This window comes from Streptomyces sp. bgisy027, from assembly GCF_057710365.1.
Map to the genome: position 1 here is coordinate 51,539 of NZ_JBYIVZ010000045.1, position 20,797 is coordinate 72,335.

Consider the following 20,797-nt stretch of genomic DNA (forward strand, 5'->3'; position numbering starts at 1 on the left):
ATGTAAGCGTTCCGTTACCTCACCCAGCCGTACCCAGGGGTTCACCCCTCGTTCATTTATGCCCATCGGCGCCTTCACCTGTTCTGCCTAATTTCGGCCGTGCACGATGACGGGCCGCACTCGGAAGACGGGTCCGCATCACCCAGTCCTCGCACGCCGCCGAATTCAGGACGGCGGCTCCTGGAAGGAACTCCCTCAAGTGAAGTTTCAGCGCAAGAACCGGCGCGTCCTCGCTCTCGGCGCTCTCGCCGTCTCCGGCGCCCTGGCCCTCACGGCGTGCGGCTCCGACGACACCGGCGGCAACGGCGACGACGCCTCCGCGAGCGCCCCGGCCGCCGGCAGCATCGACTGCGGCGACGCCAGCGGCCAGCTCCAGGCGTCCGGCTCGTCCGCGCAGAAGAACGCGATCGACGCCTGGGTCAAGCAGTACACCGCGGCCTGCAAGAGCGTTCAGGTGAACTACAACCCGACCGGCTCCGGCGCCGGCATCACCGCCTTCCTCCAGGGCCAGACCGCGTTCGCCGGTTCGGACTCCGCCCTGGACCCGGAGGAGGTCACCGAGTCCAAGAAGACGGCGTGCACCGACGGCGGCCAGGCCATCGACCTGCCGATGGTCGGCGGCCCGATCGCGGTCGGCTACAACGTCCCGGGCGTCGACAGCCTCGTCCTGGACTCCGCCACGCTCGCCAAGATCTTCGACAGCAAGATCACCAACTGGAACGACGAGGCCATCGCGAAGCTCAACCCCGACGCGAAGCTCCCCGACCTCAAGATCCAGGCGTTCCACCGCTCGGACGAGTCCGGCACCACGGACAACTTCACCAAGTATCTCGCCGCCGCGGCTCCGAACGACTGGAAGTACGAGCCGGGCAAGTCCTGGGAGGCCAAGGGCGGCCAGTCCGCGTCCGGCTCTTCCGGCGTGGCGCAGCAGGTGACGCAGACCTCGGGCGCCATCTCGTACTTCGAGCTGTCCTACGCCAAGGGCGGCATCAAGACGGTCAAGCTGAACACGGGTGCCGCCGAGCCGGTCGAGGCCACCCTCGACAACGCCACCAAGGCCATCGCCGCCGCCAAGCGCGTCGGCACCGGCAAGGACATGTCCCTTGAGCTGGACTACGCCACCAAGGCCGAGGGCGCCTACCCGATCACGCTGGTCACCTACGAGATCGCCTGCGACAAGGGCAACAAGGCGGAGACCCTGCCCGCCGTCAAGTCCTTCCTCGGCTACATGGCGTCCGAGGACGGCCAGGGCGTGCTGACCGAGGCCGACTACGCCCCGATGCCCGACGAGATCATCAGCGAGGTCCGCGAGACCATCAACAGCCTGAGCTGACCCGAGTGCGGCCCGCTCCCCGGAGCGGGCCGCACCGTCCGGTGCACCGCCGCCAGGAGCCGCCCACGCGGAGGCTCCGCAGACCGGAGAACCCCATGGACATATCTACAAAGAACGACACCCCTCCCCCCGCACCCCAGCCGTCCCCGCCCGAGCAGAAGCGCGCAGCCCGCGCCGCCACCCGCCCCGGCGACCGCGTCTTCCTCGCGTTCTCCCGCGGATCCGGCATCTTCCTGCTCGTCGTCATGGCGGCCATCGCCGTGTTCCTGAGCATTCGCGCCGCGAGCGCGATCAGCAAGGACGAGGCCAACTTCTTCACGACCTTCGAGTGGAACCCCACCGGCAGCCCGCCGGAGTTCGGCATCGCCGTCCTGGCCTTCGGCACCATCGTGTCGTCGATCATCGCGCTCGCCATCGCGGTTCCCGTCTCGCTCGGCATCGCGCTGTTCATCACGCACTACGCCCCGCGCAAGCTCGGCGGCCCCATCGCATACGTGATCGACCTGCTCGCCGCCGTGCCCTCCATCGTCTACGGCCTGTGGGGCGCCCTCGTACTGGTGCCGCACATGAGCGGCCTGTACGGCTGGCTGGACGAGTACCTCGGCTGGACCGGGATCTTCGAGTGGAACGGCGGCGCGCCCCGCGCGATGTTCACCGTCGGCATCCTGCTCGCGATCATGATCCTGCCGATCATCACCAACGTGAGCCGCGAGATCTTCCGCCAGGTCCCGCAGATGCACGAGGAGGCGGCCCTGGCTCTCGGCGCCACGCGCTGGGAGGTCATCCGCATGTCGGTGCTGCCCTACGGCCGCTCCGGCATCATCTCCGCCTCGATGCTCGGCCTCGGCCGTGCGCTCGGCGAGACGATGGCGGTCGCCATGGTCCTGTCGCCGACCTTCGACATCAACGCCAGCCTGCTCGACCCGGGCGGCGGCACGTTCGCCCAGAACATCGCCAGCAAGTTCAACGAGGCAACCGAGAACGGCCGTGACGCGCTCATCGCCTCCGGTCTGGTGCTGTTCGTCATCACGCTGCTGGTCAACGGCACCGCCCGCCTCATCATCGAGCGGCGCAAGGAGTTCTCGGGGGCCAACGCATGAGCCACGCATCTGTTTCCGACAAGCGCCCCAGCACCCTCAAGGGCGCGACGCTGCCCAAGTGGTTCCCCTGGGCGGTCGCCGCGGGCTCCGTCGCGCTCGGCTACGGCATCAGCGCGGCCGCCGGGCTGGACAGCAGCATCCAGTGGGCCCTGATCGCCGCGCTGCTGTTCATCCTCGGGTCCTACGGCATCTCCGCGAGCGTCGAGGGACGCCGGCAGGCCAAGGACCGCACCGCCACCAGCCTGATCTATGTCGCGTTCCTGCTCGCCGCCATCCCGCTGGTCTCGATCATCTACGAGACCATCAAGCGCGGTGTGAAGGTCCTCGACGGCTACTTCCTCAGCCACTCGATGGGCGTGGTCTCCGACACCGAGCCCGGCGGCGGTATCTACCACGCCCTCCTCGGCACCCTGGAGCAGGTCGGCATCGCCACCGTGATCTCCGTGCCGATCGGTGTGCTGACCGCGATCTACCTGGTCGAGTACGGGCGCGGCAAGCTCGCCAAGGCCATCACCTTCTTCGTCGACGTCATGACGGGCATCCCGTCGATCGTCGCGGGCCTGTTCATCCTCAGCCTCTGGATCGTGACCCTGGACATGGGCTACTCCGGCTTCGCCGGCTCCATGGCGCTGTCCATCCTGATGCTGCCGGTGGTCGTCCGCTCCACCGAGGAGATGCTCAAGCTCGTCCCGAACGAGCTGCGCGAGGCCTCGCTGGCGCTGGGCGTGCCCAAGTGGCGCACCATCCTCAAGGTGGTCCTGCCGACGTCCATCGGCGGTATCACCACCGGTGTGATGCTCGCGGTCGCGCGTATCACCGGCGAGACCGCTCCGCTGCTGCTGCTGGTGTGGGTGACCAACTTCATCAACACCAACCCGTTCAAGGACCCGCAGGGGTCGCTGCCGGTTTACATCTACCTGCAGTTCGCGAACAGTGGCGGTCAGGGCCCGGCCTACGACCGCGCCTGGGCGGCGGCACTGGTGCTCATCGCCTTCATCATGATCCTGAACCTGGTGGCCCGCGGCATCGCCCGCTGGAAGGCCCCCAAGACCGGTCGCTGACGCGGCCAATGAGTTGAACAGTCAGCGACTCGGATTCGAAAGAAGCAGTGATTCACATGGCCAAGCGCATTGATGTCAGCGGCCTCAACGCCTACTACGGTTCGTTCCTGGCCGTCGAGGACATCTCGATGACCGTCGAGCCCCGCTCCGTGACGGCCTTCATCGGCCCCTCCGGCTGCGGCAAGTCCACCTTCCTGCGCACGCTCAACCGCATGCACGAGGTCACGCCCGGTGGCCGCGTCGAGGGCAAGGTCATGCTCGACGACGAGAACCTCTACGGACCCGGCATCGACCCGGTGGCCGTGCGGCGCGAGGTCGGCATGGTCTTCCAGCGGCCGAACCCCTTCCCCACCATGTCGGTCTACGACAACGTGGCGGCCGGTCTGAAGCTGAACGGCAAGTTCAAGAAGGCGCAGCTGGACGACGTCGTCGAGAAGTCCCTCAGGGGCGCCAACCTCTGGAACGAGGTGAAGGACCGCCTGAACAAGCCCGGCTCCGGCCTCTCCGGCGGTCAGCAGCAGCGTCTGTGCATCGCCCGCGCGATCGCGGTCGAGCCCAAGGTCCTGCTGATGGACGAGCCCTGCTCGGCCCTCGACCCGATCTCGACGCTCGCCATCGAGGACCTGATCGGTGAGCTGAAGGAGCGCTTCACGATCGTCATCGTGACGCACAACATGCAGCAGGCGGCCCGTGTCTCGGACCGCACCGCCTTCTTCAACCTCGCCGCCGTCGGCCAGCCCGGAAAGCTGATCGAGATAGACGACACGGAGCGCATCTTCTCCAACCCGTCGGTCCAGGCCACTGAGGACTACATCTCCGGCCGCTTCGGCTGATCCCGCCGCCTCCGGGCGACACGAACCCCTCGCGGTGCTGCATGGCGGTGCCACCGCGAGGCAGATAAAGGGCCCGCCCCCCGGCTCCCGGGGGGCGGGCCCGCATCTGTGTTCGGACGGGTACGCCTGCCGGGGCCCTACGGCGTCTCAGCCCCGCAGGTGCTCCGTCGCGTCCGTGCGCGCCAGGCTCCGCGCGCGTCTCGCCGGGCCCCGCCAGCCGCAGGTGCAGTGAGCCGAACAGAAGGGCCCCTTCTCCACCATCGACGTGCGGTGATCGGAGAGGGTGCCCGGTTCGGAAGAGGAGTTCGGTCCGTCCTGCTGCGCCACACGGACAACGTTACCCAGGGCAAGTAGGCCCACGCCTCCCCCGTGCGTGACGGGGGCACCTACTCGTCGTTAACCGGAACGACAGGGGGCCCGTGACGGACGTACCGGCTGGGGGTAGGCAGGCGATGACGGAGCGGCAGCAGCACAGAAGACATGGGGCGGGCGTTGCGGCTGGGGTCTTGTGCGTCTGCCTCGCCGGCAGCGGATGCGCACAGACCGGGGCCGCCGCCGAGGACGCCCACGGCGAGGGCGCGGTCCAGGTCGTACGGGGTGCCGCCGACACCCTGGCCGGGACCCGCAGCTCCAAGACCCGTACGTCGATGGAGATGGCCACCGGCGGCACCCGCGTCACCATCCGCGGCCAGGGCGTGTACGACTTCCGCAGGCAGGTCGGCCGGCTGAAGGTCCTGCTCCCGCAGGACCCCGCGGGCGCCACCGCGCACCGGCCGATCACGGAGCTCCTCGCGCCCGGGGCCCTGTTCATGAAGAACCGCGGCGCCGGGGTGCCCGCCGACAAGTGGGTGCGTGTCGACACCCGGTCCCTGACCGACGGCAACCTCGTCACCGGCGGGGCCACCGACCCGTTCGCCGCCGCGGAGGTGCTGCGCGGGGCCCGGACGGCGAAGTACGTGGGCGACGAGGAGGTCGCCGGCACGCCGGTGCGGCACTACCGGGGCACCGCCGACCTGGACATCGCCGCGCGAAAGGCGTCCGACGGGAACGCCGAGGCACTGGCCGCGGCGGCGAAAGGGTTCGCCACGGACCAGGTTCCGTTCGACGTCTTCCTCGACGACGACGGACGGATCCGCAAGGTCAGACACCGCTTCAGCTTCGTCAACGGCCGGCAGCAGGACGCCGTCGCCGTCGCCTCGACCACCCTGCTGTACGACTTCGGGGCCCCCGTCGACGTACGGTTGCCCGACCGCGACGACATCTACGCCGGCAAGATCGCCGAGGAGTGAGCGTCGGTGCGTACCCGCGTGACGGACGTCAAGAACTAGCCCGTCCGTGCCATGCGCGGTGTGTAGGCCGCTCCCTACTCTAGGAAGTCGGTAACGGCAGAGAAGAGGTGATGCACGTGGCTCCGGTCGGCGGTACGGCAGTTCAGGACCACGTGGCCCTCGCCGAGATCGAGCTGTGCGGAGAGCTGATCATCGCGGCCTCGGCCGCCCGGGAGGACCGGCTCAGCCTGGAGGACATCGACGAGGTGCTGCGAGTCGCGGAGGAACGGGACCCGTCGGCGCAGTGAGCCGTCTCTCACATGCGCGGGGTCAGGTCCGCAGGAGCCGGCCGATGGCCTTCGTGGCCTCCTCCACCTTCGCGTCGATCTCCGCACCGCCCTTGAGGGCCGCGTCGGCGACGCAGTGGCGCAGATGCTCCTCCAGCAGCTGGAGGGCGAAGGACTGGAGGGCCTTGGTCGAGGCGGACACCTGCGTGAGTATGTCGATGCAGTAGACGTCCTCGTCGACCATGCGCTGCAGGCCCCGGATCTGGCCCTCGATACGGCGCAGTCGCTTGAGGTGCTCGTCCTTCTGCTTGTGGTAGCCGTGGATGCCCCGGTCGTGGTCCGTCACGATCTCCGGTGCGGCCGGTTCCGCACTCCGGTCCGCTCCACTCCGGTCTGCGGCGGAGGTCGTGCCGGCGCCGGCCTCGGTGGTCGTCATCGCGTCCTCCAGACGTAAACCGCTTCCATACCCCTACTGGGTATATCGTACCGAACTTTGCCGGGTATAGGGCCTGTGGCCGATACCGCGGAACGGCCGTTGGACTGGACCACTGGGCAGCCCCCGTGCCGACCACCGTGTCTCATGGGCGACACTGGACGACGGCCCATTAGCCGTGGCCGGATGATGCGCTTAGCATCAGCCTGACCGAAACCGATGCTTCTTGAGGACCCCACGTGCGATTTCGTCTGACCCCCCGGGAGACGAGCTTCTACGACATGTTCGCCGCATCCGCGGACAACATCGTCACGGGCTCGAAGCTCCTGATGGAACTGCTCGGGGCGGACACCGCCGGCCGGGCCGAGATCGCAGAGCGCATGCGGGCCGCGGAACACGCAGGTGACGACGCCACTCACGCGATCTTCCACCAGCTGAACTCCTCGTTCATCACGCCGTTCGACCGGGAGGACATCTACTCCCTCGCGTCGTCCCTCGACGACATCATGGACTTCATGGAGGAGGCCGTCGACCTGGTCGTCCTCTACAACGTCGAGGAGCTCCCCAAGGGCGTCGAACAGCAGATCGAGGTGCTCGCGCGGGCCGCCGACCTGACGGCCGAGGCGATGCCGCACCTGCGCACGATGGAGAACCTCACCGAGTACTGGATCGAGGTCAACCGCCTGGAGAACCAGGCCGACCAGATACATCGCAAGCTTCTCGCCCACCTCTTCAACGGCAAGTACGACGCGATCGAGGTGCTGAAGCTCAAGCAGATCGTGGATGTGCTCGAGGAAGCGGCGGACGCCTTCGAGCACGTGGCGAACACGGTGGAGACCATCGCCGTCAAGGAGTCCTGAACCCTTAATGGACACCTTCGCCCTGGTCGTGACCATCGCGGTCGCGCTCTTCTTCACGTACACCAACGGCTTCCACGATTCGGCGAACGCGATCGCCACGTCCGTGTCGACCCGGGCCCTGACCCCGCGTGCGGCGCTGGCGATGGCCGCGGTGATGAACCTCGCAGGCGCCTTCCTCGGCTCCGGCGTCGCCAAGACGGTCAGTGAGGGCCTGATCCAGACACCCGAGGGCTCGAAGGGGATGGGCATCCTCTTCGCGGCACTGGTGGGCGCGATCACCTGGAACCTCATCACCTGGTACTTCGGTCTGCCGTCCTCCTCCTCCCACGCGCTGTTCGGCGGCATGGTGGGCGCGGCGCTGGCCGGCGGGACGACGGTGTACTGGAACGGCGTCCTGGACAAGGTCGTCATCCCGATGTTCGTGTCCCCGATCGTCGGTTTGCTCGTGGGCTATCTGGTCATGACGGCGATCATGTGGATCTTCCGCCGCTCCAACCCCCACAAGACCAAGCGCGGTTTCCGCATAGCGCAGACCGTCTCCGCCGCCGGCATGGCCCTCGGCCACGGCCTCCAGGACGCGCAGAAGACGATGGGCATCGTGGTGATGGCCCTGGTCATCGCCGACGTCGAGGACTACGGCGACCCCATCCCGGTCTGGGTGAAGATCGCCTGCGCGGTCATGCTCTCCCTCGGCACGTACGCCGGCGGCTGGCGCATCATGCGCACCCTCGGCCGCAAGATCATCGAACTGGACCCGCCGCAGGGTTTCGCCGCCGAGACGACCGGCGCGTCGATCATGTTCACCACGGCGTTCCTCTTCAAGGCCCCCATCTCCACGACCCACGTCATCACCTCGGCCATCATGGGCGTCGGCGCGACCAAGCGCGTGAACGCGGTCCGCTGGGGCGTGGCCAAGAACATCGTCCTGGGCTGGTTCATCACGATGCCGGCAGCGGCACTGGTGGCCGCGGCGGCGTTCGGGGTTGTGAATCTGGCGTTTCTGTAGGGGCCCGCCGCGAAGTCGGCACAGTGCCGCTTGAGGAGCGAACAGCTCTCTTCGCGGCCGGGTTTCCACTCCGGAGCGCAGGAGGACATGCCGGAGTGCTCTGGACCGGCTACCCGCCTCCCAGATGCGCCCCGTACAGCGAACTGCCGCAGCAGGTGGTCGTCGAAGGCCGGCTCGCCGCGAGTGCTCGGTGGCGAGTTGCGCAGAGCGCCTTGCTGTCGGAGATCCGACAGTGGCGGCTTGCGCACACCGGTCTGCCGCCCTGCCGCGCGGGTTGTGGGACTCGTCGTCGTAAATGAGGGTTTTCGAACCCGACGACCAATGTCACGCTGGGCATTCAGCCCAGAACTGAGCGTGCCTGCAAGTGAGCACCACTCAGGCAGGGACAGATGGCCCGTTCCTCTGCGGGCGTGACAGGTGTGCCCTAGGGTACGGCTGTGATGTTCCCCAGAGCTCGGGCGATCGCGGGGGAGGACGTCACGCTGTGGGCGAATTCGGGTGGCGAAAGAGCACTTACTCCGACGATGCCGGTACGTGTGTCGAGGTCGCATGCGACGCGCTTCGGGTGTCGGTGCGCGACTCCAAGGGGCGGCACGGCAGCATCCTCAAATTCTCCGAAGGCACTTGGCGCGCCTTTGTCTCTTCCCTCGAAGCCCAGGTAGAGCTATCCGGTGACACGACGAATCAATCTGATCGTGGAGAGGTGAGGGCTGTGGGTCTTCCCGGGCACGGCGGTTCCACGCATCTTCCCGCCACCGCAGGACGCAGCCCGAGCGGATGGCGTCACGCGCGAGGCGGCCTCTTGGCGTACTGTCTCGCTTCCGGCGGTGTGGCAACCCTCGCCGGCGCAGGAGCATCCGTGCTCGTACAGGACTCGACGGCCAAACGCTTCGCCTGGGTCACGGTCATGGTCCTGGCTTCTGTGGCTTCCGGCATCTGGAGGGCCACCACTTCACGGAAGCGGGCCTGATCTCCTGCGCCACGATCACCTTGTGCGGCTCAGTTCGGATCCGTCGGCGGTTGCTCACTCGCCCGCGCCCGACGTCGACGAGCGAACCGGATCACGCCGGTGGACACCACCACCATCACCCCCGTGATCATCGCGTTCACGGTGTAACTGACAGCCGCGGCCGCCCAGGGCGGAACGGATATCTCAAGTCCGACGGCGGCACGCACCACAAGGACTGCCGCATAGCAGACAACACAGAGCAGCAGGACGCCGCAGACAGTGACGACCAGGCAACTTGCCGAGATGCCACAGACCAGTGTCCATAGTCGTTGACGTTCCTGGTTGCCAAGCTCATTGAGCCGCTCGATCTCCCGCTCGTGCCGCTTGGTCCCCAACTGTTCGAAGCGCCGGGCCACTTCGGTGTCCCCAGCGGCCGCCAAGTCATGGGCGAGAGCAGCGGTTGCCGCGTCACCCTGCCCGGCCTCACCCGAGGGCGGTACTCGTAGGGCGTCAAGGATGGACTGCCATGCCTGTCGCCAATCCGCCATGCAGCCTCTCCTTGTCCCTTCAGTGCCGCAGCGGCTCAGCTCGCGGCGAAGCGCTCGAGCGCACCGTCGATCAGAGCCACCGCTTCCTCGCCCGACGCCGACCGGGTGGAGATGTCTTCGAAGCACTCCCGGTACCGGGCGATGTATTCGATTTCGTCACTGCTGGCCAGCAGCCCCACCGCCGCTTCCTGGTACAGCAGGTCGTTCTCGCCGCCGCTGAAGCTCAGCAGCGTGAAACTGTGCTGTGTGCTGTAGTGCGCGCCTGCCGTCAGAGGAAGAACCGTCAAGTCGACCCTGGGGTTGGCCGCGATCTCCTTGAGGTGCCGCAGCTGGTTCCGCATCACTGCCGGCGTCCCGATCTGGCGCACCAGGGTTGCTTCATCCACGTTCAGGCGGATCAGTGGCCCCTTGTCGGACTCGAAGTTCCGCTCATACCGCTTGATACGGAGGTCGGCGTTGCGTCGGGCGCCCTCTTCGCTGGTCCGCTCAGTGAGCAAGGCCATGGCGTAGTCGTAGGTGTGAACATAGCCCGAGATGATCACCGGGCTGTAGATCAAAATCTCGGAGGCCACACCCTCGTAGCTCAGCAACTGGGCGAACTGCGGCTTGATCAGATCATTGAACTCCGCCCACCAGCTGCTGCCCTTGCTGTTGCGTGCCGCGTATTCGAGTTCTGTCACGGTGGCCGGGTCTTGAACGCCGTAGACCTGCAGCATTGCTCGCAAATCGGTCACCGACAGGCTCACCGTAGCGGCCTCAATGCGAATAATCTTGGACAATGACCACTCAAGAGCGTCGGCCACCTGACGCTGGGTCATGTCAGCCTCCACGCGCGCCTCTCGCAGAGCTTCCCGCAGGATGCGCCGGTTGAGCGCAGGATCAGTCGCAGCCACGTCAGATGCTCCTCCAGTTGGGAGTGTTCACGGTTTTTCGCCACCCCATAGCTTCCAGTAAGCGGTGGGCGAGACGAACATGACGTATCGTCATCAGCAGTATGACACATGTCGTTTCGCTCACACAGCATTGAACTAATAGGCCGAAGAGGGCGACTCGCCTGCTGCTACTGGACCTCGCTTGACGGACATCACCTCTTCGGAGCCGTCGAGTAGCCGTCGTTGGAAGGAACCAGTCGTTCCGAGAGGCTGTGGCTGCGCACCCATCGCTCGGCCCTTCAACACAGGAGCCACGGCCGCGAGAGCCGGACGGGTCGGTGTCGGCTCGCAGCCGGACTCGCCGCAGCACCCGGCGTCTGAGGGCGGCGGCACTGGAGTCGGGGTACCTGCTCAAGCGGAGCCGAGAGTTGGGAGGGGAAGGGGGAGGGACGGGTAAGCACGGCGGGGCGGAAAAACGTGAGCCGGGGCAGAGCGCCGCCGCCCGAGGGAACCCCACCCCGCAGCACCCCGTCTCGTTCCACGTAACCCCAGGAGGCGACATGGAACGGCGTACCTTCATCGGCGGCACCGCAGCAGCCCTCACCGCCCTGACGGCAACCGGCTGCAACGGCGGCGGGAGCAGCAGCGCGGCCACCCGCACCCACACCACAACCGCCACCGCCACCGGCACCGCCAACACCCCCGGCAAATCCGCCGCCGGCGCCCCCGCCCCCGCCCCCGCCCCCGCCAACTGGACCGCCCTCGCCCGAGGCCTCGACGGCCGCCTCGTCCGCCCGGGCGACGCCGACTGGAAGTCCGCCCACCAGCTCTACAACACCCGGTTCGACACCCTGAGGCCCGCCGCCGTCGCCTACGTCGCCCACCCCGACGACATCCGCACCACCCTCGCCTACGCCCGAGCCCACCACCTCAAGGTCGCGATCCGCAACGGCGGCCACTCCTACGCAGGCTGGTCCTCCGGCGACAACCGCCTGATCATCGACGTCTCCGGGCTCAACCGCATACGGGCCTCCGGCAACACCGCGGTCGTCGGCGCCGGCTCCAAGCTCATCGACGTCTACCGCGCCCTCGCGGCCAAGGGCACCACCGTCCCCGCCGGCTCCTGCCCCACCGTCGGCGTCTCCGGCCTCACCCTCGGCGGCGGGCAGGGCGTGACCTCCCGCGCGTACGGCCTCACCTGCGACAGCCTGACCCGGGCCACGATCATCACCGCCGACGGCAAGCAGCTCGTCGCCGACGCCACCACCAACAAGGACCTCTTCTGGGCCCTGCGCGGCGCCGGCAACGGCAACTTCGGCATCGTGACGGAACTCCACTTCAAGACCCACCCGGCCCCCCAGGGCGTCACGGCGTACATGACCTGGCCCTGGTCGAAGGCGGCCGCGCTGATCAAGTCATTCCAGGAGTGGGGCCCGAGCCAGCCCGACGAGATCTGGTCGTCCCTGCACCTGGCGGGCCGCGCGGGCGGCAGCCCGACCGTCTCCGTCGCCGCGTTCTCCCTCGGCACCTACCGCGAACTCCAGAACGCGGTGGACCGCCTGGCCGACCGCCCCGGCGGCCCCGGCCCCGCGCGTAGCGTCTCCCTCAAGCGCCACTCCTACGAGGAGGCGATGGAGATCTACGCCGGCTGCTCGTCCTTCAGCACCGACGCACAGTGCCACCTCCCCGGCCCGACCCCCGGCCGCTCCCCGCAGGGCGCACTGGGTCGCGAGACGTACACGGCAAAGTCGGACTTCTTCGACCGTTCGCTCTCGGCCGCGGGCATCCAGACCCTGCTGAAGCAGATGCAGTTGGTCCGCGGCGGCGCCGGCAGCATCGCCCTCACGGCCCTCGGCGGAGCGGTCAACCGCGTCTCCCCCACGTCGACGGCGTTCGTGCACCGCCGCTCGCGCATGCTGGCCCAGTACATAGCCTCCTGGCGCGCCGGCACGACGGGCACCACGGCCCAGTCCTGGCTGACGTCCGCCCACGACGCGATGCGCCCGTACGCCTCGGGCGCCGCGTACCAGAACTACCCCGACCCGTCCCTGAGGGACTGGCGCAAGGCGTACTACGGGGACGCCGCGACGCGCCTGACGCGGCTGAAGAAGCAGTACGACCCGGAGGGCTTCTTCACATACCCACAGGCGCTGTAGCCCCCTCGGGGGGCCGTACTTGCTCACAGGCCCTGTAGCGCCCTGGGGGTCGTCGGCGGAGCGTCACGCCGCCAGGTCCCGCTCCTCGGCCCCCGCGCTCTCCTTCCGGGCTCCCGGAATGAGCGCCTCGCGCCCGCCGTCCCGGGACCGCCCACGCGCCCTGATCAGCCAACCGCCCCGCGGCGACCGCTCGATGGCGGACATGAGCGGCGTCAGCAGGGCCATCGCCAGCGGTGACAGCAGCAGGGCCACGGCGGTGCCGAGCGCGAAGCCGCCGACGACGTCGGTCGGGTAGTGCACGCCCATGTAGACCCGGCAGAACCCTTCCAGCAGAGCGAGCCCGATGCCGACGAGCCCGAACTTCCGGTTCGCGACGAACAATCCGACGCCCAGCGCCATCGCGATCGTCGCGTGATCACTCACGAAGGAGTAGTCGGTCTTGCCGCTCACCAGGACCTCGAGCCCCTGGTGCTGGTTGAAGGGCCGGGGCCGCTCGACGAAACCCCGTATCGGCACGTTCACGAGCACGGCGACCCCGGCGGCCAGCGGCGCCCAGACGAGCGCGGCCACGGACGAGGCGGCGTCCTCGGCCCCACGCCGCCGCACGGACCACCAGCACCACACCACGGCCACGATCAGCGCGAAGAGCAGCCCGTACTCACCGACGTAGCCCATGACCCGGTCGAACCAGTGCGGCGCGTCCTTGGCCAGGCCATTGATGTCGTAAAGCAGCTCGACGTCGGGGTTCGACCCGGATTCTGCGAGTCCAGCCATAATGCCGCGGCCCCTTCGTCGTCTCTTCGCTCGGCGCATCACGCGTACGCCGTCCCGCCCACCCCCGTGGTTGTGGATCCGGCTACGGAACCAGGAACGCACGACCCCTGTTGATACGTTCCACCCTCCACTGAATGATCACGCAGACGTTATCGAAGAGAGACCCATCGCCGCAGCTCAGGGGGTGGGTTCACGCTACGTCTACACCGTCGTGGGCAGCGCTTTCGCGCCATCTTCGGTCACCCGGGTGGCTCCGAAGTAGTCCGGGGTGTCGATCGGGTCGAACCGGATCACAGCACCCGTTCTCGGCGCGTCGATCATGTACCCGCCGCCCACATAAATCCCGACATGCCGGATGGCCCGGGAGTTGTCGAGGTCGTCGGAGAAGAACACCAGATCCCCGGGCAGCAGTTCGTCCCTGGCCGGATGGGCCCCCGCGTTCCACTGGTCGTTGGCCACGCGCGGCAGCGTTATCCCGACACTCTCGTACGCGGCCTGCGTCAGCCCCGAGCAGTCGAACCGCCCGCCGTCCGCGGCCGTGCCCTCGCCGCCCCACAGGTAGGGCGTGCCCAGCTTCTTCTGCGCGTAGTAGATGGCGCCGGCGGCCTGCTCGCTGGGATCCACCCGGCTGACGGGCGCGGCGAAGCTCGCCTCCAGCGTCGTGATCGTCTTCACGTAGTTCTGGGTCTCCTTGTACGGCGGCACGCCCCCGTACTTGATGACCGCGTACGCCCCGGCGTTGTAGGACGCGAGCATGTTCTTCGTCGCGTCGCCGGGCACGTCCTTCACATAGGAGGCGAGCTTGCAGTCGTACGAGGCGGCCGAGGGGATCGCGTCCTTCGGGTCCCACACGTCGCGGTCGCCGTCGCCGTCGCCGTCGACCCCGTGCGTGGCCCACGTCCCCGGGATGAACTGGGCGATGCCCTGCGCGGCCGCCGGGCTCTTGGCGTTCGGGTTGAAGCCGCTCTCCTGGTACAGCTGGGCGGCGAGCAGCGCGGGGTTGATGGCGGGGCACAGGTTGCCCCACTTCTGCACGATGTCCCGGTAGGCGGCCGGCACGGCCCCCTTGGCCAGCGCTTTCGACGCTCCGCCGACCCCGCCGGCGAGGTTCCCGGCGACGACGAAGACCCCGACGACGAGCAGCATCACGAAGCTGAGGCCCACCGCGAGAGCGGCACCCGCCACGATCCATGCCTTACGCACCGTCAACCGCCCCTCGCTCGCCGGGAGTCCGCCCGTGCCAGTCTAGGAGCTTCCCACCTGGGACTCGTGGCAACCGGCACTCTCGTCGTACGAGTGCGCCGTCTCGGCCCCGAACACCACGCTGTACGACACGTCGGCCGTGGCCCCGCCGCCCTCGTGCCCACCGAGTCGCCACAACGCCTGGCTGGACTTCCTGCGCAGGCACAACCGGCGTCCGAGCACCCACGAGCCCGTCCCCGGCATGGGCTGCGGCGACGGCCCCCGCCCCCGCGCCTGCCCTGGCTGCCGCCCTTCCCCGACGACCAGTTGCCCGACGCCCCCGCCCCTCACCAGCAGGAAAACGCCGACCCGACGACGAGGCCGTGCGAGCGAGACGCTGGAGCTCGTCTTCCTCACCGCGATCCAGCAGTTCCCGCCCCGGCAACGCGCCGCGGTGATCCCGCGGGACATGGCCGGGTGGACGGCCCAGGAGACCGCCGAGCCGCTGGACACGAGCGTCGCCTCGGCGAACAGCGCCGTCCAGCGCGGGCGTTCGGCGCTGCGGCAGACGTTGCCGGAGCGGCGTGAGGACTGGTCGGCGGCGGAGCCCGGCGCCGGTGACCTCGCGCCGCCCCAGCGGTACATGAGGCGTCCGCCCGTGCCGACTTCGACGCCGTGGCCGAGCTGGTCCGCGAGGACGTGGTGCTCACGATGCCGCCGAACCCGTTCCGGTTCACCTCGCGCGAGGCGACGACGCGCAGGAGGTCGAACCGCCGGCGCCCGGGCCTGCGGGATCCGGACCGCCGACGTCAGTGACAGCCTGACCCCCGAGAAGCTGACGTCCACGGGCGCCCGCGGCCTGGACGAAGCAGCGGGGGAGGCCGTCCGCTCCCACCCACCTGGACGGCCTGCGGATGACGAAGCGGTCCCCGCGCATCGCTGACGTCCACGGGCGCCCGCGGCCTGGACGAAGCAGCAGGGGAGGCCGTCCGCTCCCACCCACCTGGACGGCCAGCGGATGACGAAGCGATCCCCGCGCATCGCGGACATCGCCGCACTGGCGACCTTCCTGGCCTCCGACGCGGCAGTCTCCAGCACGGGCACCTGGATCAACTCGGCTGCGGGAATGTTCGCCGGCTGACGTTCCCGCGGGTCCCGGCACCACCGGGTATTGCCTGCCGAGCACCACTCGCGCGGCACCCCTGCCCGGCATTACCTCCCGCGTCATCGCCTCACCCGAGCCCGCCTGCCACGATCGTCGGCAGAGGGACCGAGCCCGACCGACAGGGAGGACACCATGCCCGCCTACGCCATCGCCCACCTCCAGGACGCCACCCCGCACCCGGAGATCGCCGAGTACATGGAACGCATCACCGCCACCTTCGAGCCGTACGGCGGCCGCTTCCTCGTGCACGCCACCCCGCACGAGACGAAGGAGGGCGACTGGCCCGGCCACGTCGTGGTGATCGGCTTCCCGGACATCACGCAGGCCCGCACCTGGTGGGACTCCCCCGCCTACCAGAAGATCGCCCCTCTCCGCGCCCGCCACATCAAGGGCGACATCATCCTGGTCGAGGGCGTCCCCACCGACTACGACCCCACGACCACAGCAAAGGCTCTACGGGCCACGCTCCCCGCGGACCAGCCGACGACACCCTCGCCGCTGCCCGTCCGCTCAAGCGGTCAGCTCGCTCCGACCGGACAGCGCCGGCGTTAGCGATGTCCTGTCGGATGTACCACTCGGTACCGAGGCCCCTTCCCGCACGGCCCGCTGGAAGCCGGCGAGCAGTCCCGGCGCCGCGCCTCGCACCGCAGTGAGCCCCGGCGAGGGCGGCGGGGCGTTTCAGCGCTCTGCCGCCACCTGCCCGACCGGCATCTGCCCGACCGCCGGCTGACGGTCCGCCGCCCGCTCAGTCGCTCCCAACGGCCAGCTCACCCCCGTGAGTTCCTCCGAAACCGTCCACAACCGCCGCGCCACACCCGCGTCGCTCGCAGCCGCACTCCGCCTCACCAGCGTCGGCGCGCCCCTCATCTCTCCCAGCCCGTCCGGCCCGACGTAGCTCGCGCCGGGCAGGTCCTGCGTCGCGGCGTACAGCGTCGGCAGTGCGCCCGCGCGGTCGTCCTGGGCGAAGAACCGGTTGCCGATCCTCATGAGCGCACGCATCACCGGGCTGCCCGCATGGCTCTGGAGGTTGGTGGCCGCGTACCCCGGGTGGGCGGCGAAGGCGCGCACCGGGGAGTCGGCCTGGGCCAGTCGCCGCTGAAGTTCCAGCGTGAACAGCAGATTCGCCAGCTTCGACTGGGCGTACGCACGGTTCGGGTCGTAGCCGGACGCGAAGTCCAGGTCCTCGAAGCGGATCCGCGCCCCGGGCCAGCGGTGCGCGCCGGACGACAGCGTCACCACCCGGTCCGTGACGTACGGCAGCAGCAGGTTCGTCAGCGCGAAGTGGCCCAGATGGTTCGTGCCGAACTGCATCTCGAAGCCGTCCGCCGTCCGCTGCTGCGGCAGCATCATCACGCCCGCGTTGTTGATCAGCAGATCCAGCGGCCGCCCCTGCCAGGCGTCCGCGAACTCCCGCACGGACGACAGATCCGCCAGGTCCAGCCGCCGTACCTCGGTGCTGCCGGACACGGTCGCCGCCGCCTTCCGACCCCGCTCCAGGTCCCGTACGGCGAACACGACATGCGCGCCCGCGCCGGCCAGCGCCGCGGAGGCGGTGAGGCCGATGCCGCTGTTGGCCCCGGTGACGACGGCCGTGCGCCCGGCGAGATCGGGCAGCCGCCCCACGTCCCACGCCTTGCTCTTGCTGTTGGTCTTCGTGTTGTCAGCCATGCAAACGAATGTAGGCGCCGCCAACAATGCTGTCAATGACAACAATGGTGACAGCGCCAACAATGATGACGCCGACTACATGAAGCTACGATGGTCCGCATGCCCGAGAGCCGCCCCTACCACCACGGAGACCTGCGCGCCGCCCTGCTGGCCGCGGCCGAACGCACCCTGCGGGACAAGGGCGTCGGCTCCCTCTCACTACGCGAACTGGCCCGCGCGGTCGGCGTCAGCCACGCCGCCCCCGGCCGCCACTTCAAGGACAAGCAGGCCCTGCTCAACGCCCTCGCCCTGGCCGGTTACGACCGACTCAGCCGAGCCCTGAGCGCCGCCGAGGACCCGGCACTCCCGCTGGAACCCCGGCTCACCGCGCTCGCCCGCGCCTACCTCGGCTTCGCCATCGACAACGCCGAGCTCCTGGAGCTCATGTACGCCCGCAAGCACGAGCCGGACACCTCGGAGCAGATGGCCACGGCCGTCGAGCGGACCGTCGGCAGCCTGGAACGGGTCCTAGCCGACGCCCAGAAGCGCGGCGAGATCATCGAGGGCGACCCCGAGGAACTCAACCTCGTCACGGGCGCCGCTCTCCACGGCATGGCCGGCTTCATCGCGGCCGGCTGGCTGACCCCGGAAGCGGCCCTGGCGGGCGTGGAGGGCCTGGTCCACCACCTGCTGAACGGTCTGAAGCCCCGGTGACCGAGCACCCGTAGGGGCACGGGGAGCCGCACGGCCGGCCACATCGAACCCGCGGCCGCCAACCCACCGCACCTCTACGGCTTCAGCCACACCACCGCACCACCGCACCTCTACGGCTTCAGCCACACCACCGGCACCCCCAGGGCGACCACCACGCCACCGCACCCCCACGGCGACAAGGCGCCCCTCACACTCCGGAGCCGAACGCACCCCGCAACACACTCACCGCCTGCCCGATGGCCGCCTCCGCCCCCCGCGTCTCCCGCAACGCGTTCAGCATCACGAAGTCGTGGATGACGCCCTGGTACCGCACCGCGGTCACCGGCACCCCGGCCTCGCGCAGCTTCGCGGCGTACGCCTCGCCCTCGTCCCGCAGCACATCGGCCTCGGCGGTGATGACGAGCGCCGGCGGCAGCCCCCGGAGCCGCTCGACACCGGCCCGCAGCGGCGACGCGGTGATCTGCGCCCGTTCCGCCTCCTCGGTCGTGTACTGGTCCCAGAACCACTGCATGGCGTCCCGCCGCAGGAAGTACCCCTCGGCGAACTGCCGGTAGGACGCGGTGTCGAAGGAGGCGTCGGTGACCGGGTAGAAGAGCACCTGCTGCACCAGCGGCACATCGCCGCGTTCCTTGGCCATCAGCGTCAGCGCGGCCGTCATGTTCCCGCCCACCGAGTCACCGGCCACGGCGATCCGGCCGGCGTCCAGGCCGCTGTCCGCGCCCTCACGGACGACCCACTGGGCCACGGCGTAGTTCTGCTCTATGGCGACGGGGTAGCGCGCCTCGGGCGAGAGGTCGTACTCGGGGAAGACGACCGCGGCACCGGTACCGACGGCGAGCTCCCGCACGAGCCGGTCGTGGGTGTGGGCGTTGCCGAAGACCCAGCCCGCACCGTGGATGTAGATGATCACCGGGAGCGTCCCGGTCGCCCCGGCCGGCCGCACGACCCGGACCCTGACCTCGCCGGTCGGTCCACCGGCCACGGTCACCCACTCCTCGTCGACATCCGGCTTGGCGATCTCCCCGGACTGCACCTCGTCGACGACCTTGCGCCCCTCGGCCGGCCCCAGATCGAAGAGATACGGCGGATTCGCGGTGGCCTCGGCGAAGGCCCGGGCCGCGGGCTCCAGTACGGGGCGGGCGGGGGTGGGGGTGGGGGTGGTGTCGGTCATGGCGATCTCCTCGGATCGGGTGCCGCGGGGCCTGCCCGGCGGGATCGACCGGGTGCGGCGGCACACCATGAAAGTAGCGCGCCATTAAGTCGTGCGCAACTCATTAGGGCGCGATGATGTACTGCCCGATAGAATCAAGCCACCAAGACCCCAGCCCCACCAAGAACCCGACCTCCACCAAGAACCCAGCCCCCACCGAAAACAGCCCTCACCGAAAACCCAAGCCCCCCGGAGCGCCCCATGAGCCGACCCACCGAGCCGCCCTCCTCGGGCTCCCTCCTCCTGGACGACCAGCTCTGCTTCGCGCTCTACGCCGCCTCCCGCGCAGTGACCGCGCGCTACCGCCCCCTCCTGGACGAACTCGGCCTGACCTACCCGCAGTACCTGGTCATGCTCGTCCTCTGGGAGCGGGACTCGATCTCCGTACGGGACCTGGGCGCGGCTCTCCAGCTGGAGTCCAGCACGTTGTCGCCCCTGCTGAAGCGCCTGGAGGCGGGCGGCCTGCTGCGCCGCGAGCGCCGCCGGGACGACGAACGCTCGGTCGCCATCCGCCTCACCGAGGCCGGCGCCGAGCTCCACGACCGCGCCACCACCGTGCCGCTCGCCATCGGCGACGCGATGGGCCTGACGCCGGAACAGGACGCCCTGGCCAAGCAGCTGCTGCGCCTGATCACGACGAACGTCACCGAGGACCGGCCCCACTGACGCTCCGTCACCATCCGTGCAGACCCCGCGCCGCGACACCGCCCCAGGGACACCCGGTTCCCCGTCCCGGGATAGCCTTCACCCGCAGAACACCGGCACGACAACTCACCCGGCCGGCCGTCAGAAACGGCACCCGGCGTGAAGAGGGCTAACGACAGAGCCACACGACAGGTTCCGCTCTGACCTCGTTGCCCGGCGTGACCTGCCGTGATACACAGAGTGACCGTGCGAGGTATTCGTACGAATCCCGCCCATCAATGACGGCAAGTCGACATACGACGGCAGCATTGTCGGCGAGAATGATGCCTGACCTCTGCGCACCGCAGGGGACTGCGGAACTACCCAACAGGGGCGGTGACTTACATGCTCTTTGCGGCCGACAAGGGCGACATCAACACCATCATCGGCGGGATCGCCCCTGACTGGGGCCCGTTCGGGGCACTGGGGAACGAAGCGAAGACCATGATCCAGGTCGTCATGGCGGTCGCCATCCTGATCTGCCTCGGTATCGCCATCTGGGGGGCGGCCAAACAGCGCATCGGCGCCACGGCGTTGCGCGACACCTTCAGCGCCGAGCAGGGCAAGGGGCTGATCGTCGCCGGTCTCACGGGCGTCTTCATCATCGGCTCACTGGGCACGCTGTTCACCATCGTGTACGGCATGGCGGTCTAGCCGCCCCGGCATCCCCGGCCCCCTCCGTCCGCTCCGGGCACGCCCGGTCCCCCTAGTCCCC

At 69.0% G+C, this 20,797-nt stretch carries 23 protein-coding genes and 1 pseudogene; 16 read left to right on the plus strand and 8 right to left on the minus strand.

The features are described 5' to 3' along the window. Nucleotides 1-199 precede the first annotated feature (199 nt). From pstS to pstB, 4 genes are all read left to right on the plus strand, one after another. A complete protein-coding gene (pstS, locus tag AC3ETA_RS35570; protein ID WP_432197014.1) occupies nucleotides 200-1,333 on the plus strand; it encodes a phosphate ABC transporter substrate-binding protein PstS in 1,134 nt (377 codons plus the stop codon). Between the two features lie 95 nt (nucleotides 1,334-1,428). After that, entirely contained in the window at nucleotides 1,429-2,433 is a 1,005-nt protein-coding gene (pstC, locus tag AC3ETA_RS35575) for a phosphate ABC transporter permease subunit PstC (protein ID WP_432197015.1), read from the plus strand. Further along, entirely contained in the window at nucleotides 2,430-3,494 is a 1,065-nt protein-coding gene (gene pstA, locus AC3ETA_RS35580) for a phosphate ABC transporter permease PstA (protein WP_432197016.1), read from the plus strand. Before pstC ends, pstA begins: the two co-directional genes overlap by 4 nt. 56 nt (nucleotides 3,495-3,550) lie before the next feature. Further along, complete coding sequence (gene pstB / locus AC3ETA_RS35585; RefSeq protein ID WP_432197017.1) at nucleotides 3,551-4,327, plus strand: phosphate ABC transporter ATP-binding protein PstB; 777 nt, start codon at nucleotides 3,551-3,553, stop codon at nucleotides 4,325-4,327. A gap of 147 nt (nucleotides 4,328-4,474) precedes the next feature. On the opposite strand, the gene AC3ETA_RS35590 is transcribed toward pstB, so the two are convergent. Beyond that, nucleotides 4,475-4,654 (minus strand): hypothetical protein, encoded by a 180-nt coding sequence (locus AC3ETA_RS35590; protein WP_432197018.1) that lies wholly within the window; start codon nucleotides 4,652-4,654, stop codon nucleotides 4,475-4,477. Between the two features lie 125 nt (nucleotides 4,655-4,779). Between AC3ETA_RS35590 and AC3ETA_RS35595 the strand changes: the two genes are divergently transcribed. Continuing rightward, nucleotides 4,780-5,616 (plus strand): SCO4651 family lipoprotein, encoded by an 837-nt coding sequence (locus AC3ETA_RS35595; RefSeq protein WP_432197019.1) that lies wholly within the window; start codon nucleotides 4,780-4,782, stop codon nucleotides 5,614-5,616. 110 nt (nucleotides 5,617-5,726) lie between these two features. After that, the gene (locus AC3ETA_RS35600; protein WP_432197020.1) at nucleotides 5,727-5,903 is read left to right on the plus strand and encodes a hypothetical protein; all 177 of its coding nucleotides are present in this window, start codon (nucleotides 5,727-5,729) and stop codon (nucleotides 5,901-5,903) included. Between the two features lie 22 nt (nucleotides 5,904-5,925). Here AC3ETA_RS35600 and AC3ETA_RS35605 read toward each other — a convergent pair whose 3' ends face one another. After that, entirely contained in the window at nucleotides 5,926-6,318 is a 393-nt protein-coding gene (locus AC3ETA_RS35605) for a metal-sensitive transcriptional regulator (RefSeq protein WP_432197021.1), read from the minus strand. A gap of 236 nt (nucleotides 6,319-6,554) precedes the next feature. On the opposite strand from AC3ETA_RS35605, the gene AC3ETA_RS35610 reads away from it, so the two are divergent. The 3 genes from AC3ETA_RS35610 (at nucleotide 6,555) to AC3ETA_RS35620 (ending at nucleotide 9,151) form a co-directional block, all read left to right on the plus strand. Beyond that, entirely contained in the window at nucleotides 6,555-7,175 is a 621-nt protein-coding gene (locus AC3ETA_RS35610; protein WP_432197022.1) for a DUF47 domain-containing protein, read from the plus strand. A gap of 7 nt (nucleotides 7,176-7,182) precedes the next feature. Continuing rightward, nucleotides 7,183-8,181, plus strand: a complete 999-nt coding sequence (locus tag AC3ETA_RS35615; protein ID WP_432197023.1) for an inorganic phosphate transporter — start codon at nucleotides 7,183-7,185, stop codon at nucleotides 8,179-8,181. A gap of 484 nt (nucleotides 8,182-8,665) precedes the next feature. Further along, nucleotides 8,666-9,151, plus strand: a complete 486-nt coding sequence (locus tag AC3ETA_RS35620) for a DUF397 domain-containing protein (protein ID WP_432197024.1) — start codon at nucleotides 8,666-8,668, stop codon at nucleotides 9,149-9,151. Nucleotides 9,152-9,180: 29 nt separating this feature from the next. Here the strand turns inward: AC3ETA_RS35620 and AC3ETA_RS35625 are convergent, their stop codons facing one another. Together AC3ETA_RS35625 and AC3ETA_RS35630 are read right to left on the minus strand one after the other, a co-directional pair. Beyond that, nucleotides 9,181-9,678, minus strand: coding sequence for a hypothetical protein (locus AC3ETA_RS35625; protein ID WP_432197025.1), 498 nt, complete (start codon nucleotides 9,676-9,678; stop codon nucleotides 9,181-9,183). Between the two features lie 35 nt (nucleotides 9,679-9,713). After that, entirely contained in the window at nucleotides 9,714-10,571 is an 858-nt protein-coding gene (locus AC3ETA_RS35630; protein ID WP_432197026.1) for a helix-turn-helix domain-containing protein, read from the minus strand. Nucleotides 10,572-11,110: 539 nt separating this feature from the next. On the opposite strand from AC3ETA_RS35630, the gene AC3ETA_RS35635 reads away from it, so the two are divergent. Then, nucleotides 11,111-12,706, plus strand: a complete 1,596-nt coding sequence (locus AC3ETA_RS35635) for an FAD-binding oxidoreductase (RefSeq protein WP_432197027.1) — start codon at nucleotides 11,111-11,113, stop codon at nucleotides 12,704-12,706. A gap of 63 nt (nucleotides 12,707-12,769) precedes the next feature. On the opposite strand, the gene AC3ETA_RS35640 is transcribed toward AC3ETA_RS35635, so the two are convergent. After that, entirely contained in the window at nucleotides 12,770-13,480 is a 711-nt protein-coding gene (locus tag AC3ETA_RS35640) for a phosphatase PAP2 family protein (protein WP_432197028.1), read from the minus strand. 201 nt (nucleotides 13,481-13,681) lie between these two features. Continuing rightward, complete coding sequence (locus AC3ETA_RS35645; protein WP_432197029.1) at nucleotides 13,682-14,689, minus strand: C40 family peptidase; 1,008 nt, start codon at nucleotides 14,687-14,689, stop codon at nucleotides 13,682-13,684. A gap of 442 nt (nucleotides 14,690-15,131) precedes the next feature. On the opposite strand from AC3ETA_RS35645, the gene AC3ETA_RS35650 reads away from it, so the two are divergent. From AC3ETA_RS35650 to AC3ETA_RS35660, 3 genes and pseudogenes are all read left to right on the plus strand, one after another. After that, nucleotides 15,132-15,605 (plus strand): hypothetical protein, encoded by a 474-nt coding sequence (locus tag AC3ETA_RS35650; RefSeq protein WP_432197042.1) that lies wholly within the window; start codon nucleotides 15,132-15,134, stop codon nucleotides 15,603-15,605. A gap of 75 nt (nucleotides 15,606-15,680) precedes the next feature. Beyond that, nucleotides 15,681-15,803 carry a hypothetical protein gene (locus AC3ETA_RS35655; protein ID WP_432197030.1) on the plus strand — a complete coding sequence of 41 codons (123 nt, stop codon included), beginning with the start codon at nucleotides 15,681-15,683 and terminating at the stop codon, nucleotides 15,801-15,803. 156 nt (nucleotides 15,804-15,959) lie between these two features. Next, nucleotides 15,960-16,301: pseudogene (locus AC3ETA_RS35660) on the plus strand (DUF1330 domain-containing protein); the annotation flags it as partial. A 204-nt stretch (nucleotides 16,302-16,505) separates the two neighbouring features. Here the strand turns inward: AC3ETA_RS35660 and AC3ETA_RS35665 are convergent. Further along, the gene (locus AC3ETA_RS35665; RefSeq protein WP_432197031.1) at nucleotides 16,506-17,495 is read right to left on the minus strand and encodes an oxidoreductase; all 990 of its coding nucleotides are present in this window, start codon (nucleotides 17,493-17,495) and stop codon (nucleotides 16,506-16,508) included. 90 nt (nucleotides 17,496-17,585) lie between these two features. On the opposite strand from AC3ETA_RS35665, the gene AC3ETA_RS35670 reads away from it, so the two are divergent. Then, complete coding sequence (locus tag AC3ETA_RS35670) at nucleotides 17,586-18,188, plus strand: TetR/AcrR family transcriptional regulator (protein ID WP_432197032.1); 603 nt, start codon at nucleotides 17,586-17,588, stop codon at nucleotides 18,186-18,188. Nucleotides 18,189-18,375: 187 nt separating this feature from the next. Here AC3ETA_RS35670 and AC3ETA_RS35675 read toward each other — a convergent pair whose 3' ends face one another. After that, nucleotides 18,376-19,359, minus strand: coding sequence for an alpha/beta hydrolase (locus tag AC3ETA_RS35675; RefSeq protein WP_432197033.1), 984 nt, complete (start codon nucleotides 19,357-19,359; stop codon nucleotides 18,376-18,378). Between the two features lie 240 nt (nucleotides 19,360-19,599). Here AC3ETA_RS35675 and AC3ETA_RS35680 point away from each other — a divergent pair, with 240 nt between their 5' ends. Both AC3ETA_RS35680 and AC3ETA_RS35685 read left to right on the plus strand, forming a co-directional pair. After that, nucleotides 19,600-20,064 carry a MarR family winged helix-turn-helix transcriptional regulator gene (locus tag AC3ETA_RS35680; protein ID WP_432197034.1) on the plus strand — a complete coding sequence of 155 codons (465 nt, stop codon included), beginning with the start codon at nucleotides 19,600-19,602 and terminating at the stop codon, nucleotides 20,062-20,064. Between the two features lie 363 nt (nucleotides 20,065-20,427). Beyond that, nucleotides 20,428-20,736: a hypothetical protein gene (locus AC3ETA_RS35685; RefSeq protein WP_030950340.1), complete on the plus strand. Its 309-nt coding sequence runs from the start codon at nucleotides 20,428-20,430 to the stop codon at nucleotides 20,734-20,736. Nucleotides 20,737-20,797: the final 61 nt, after the last annotated feature.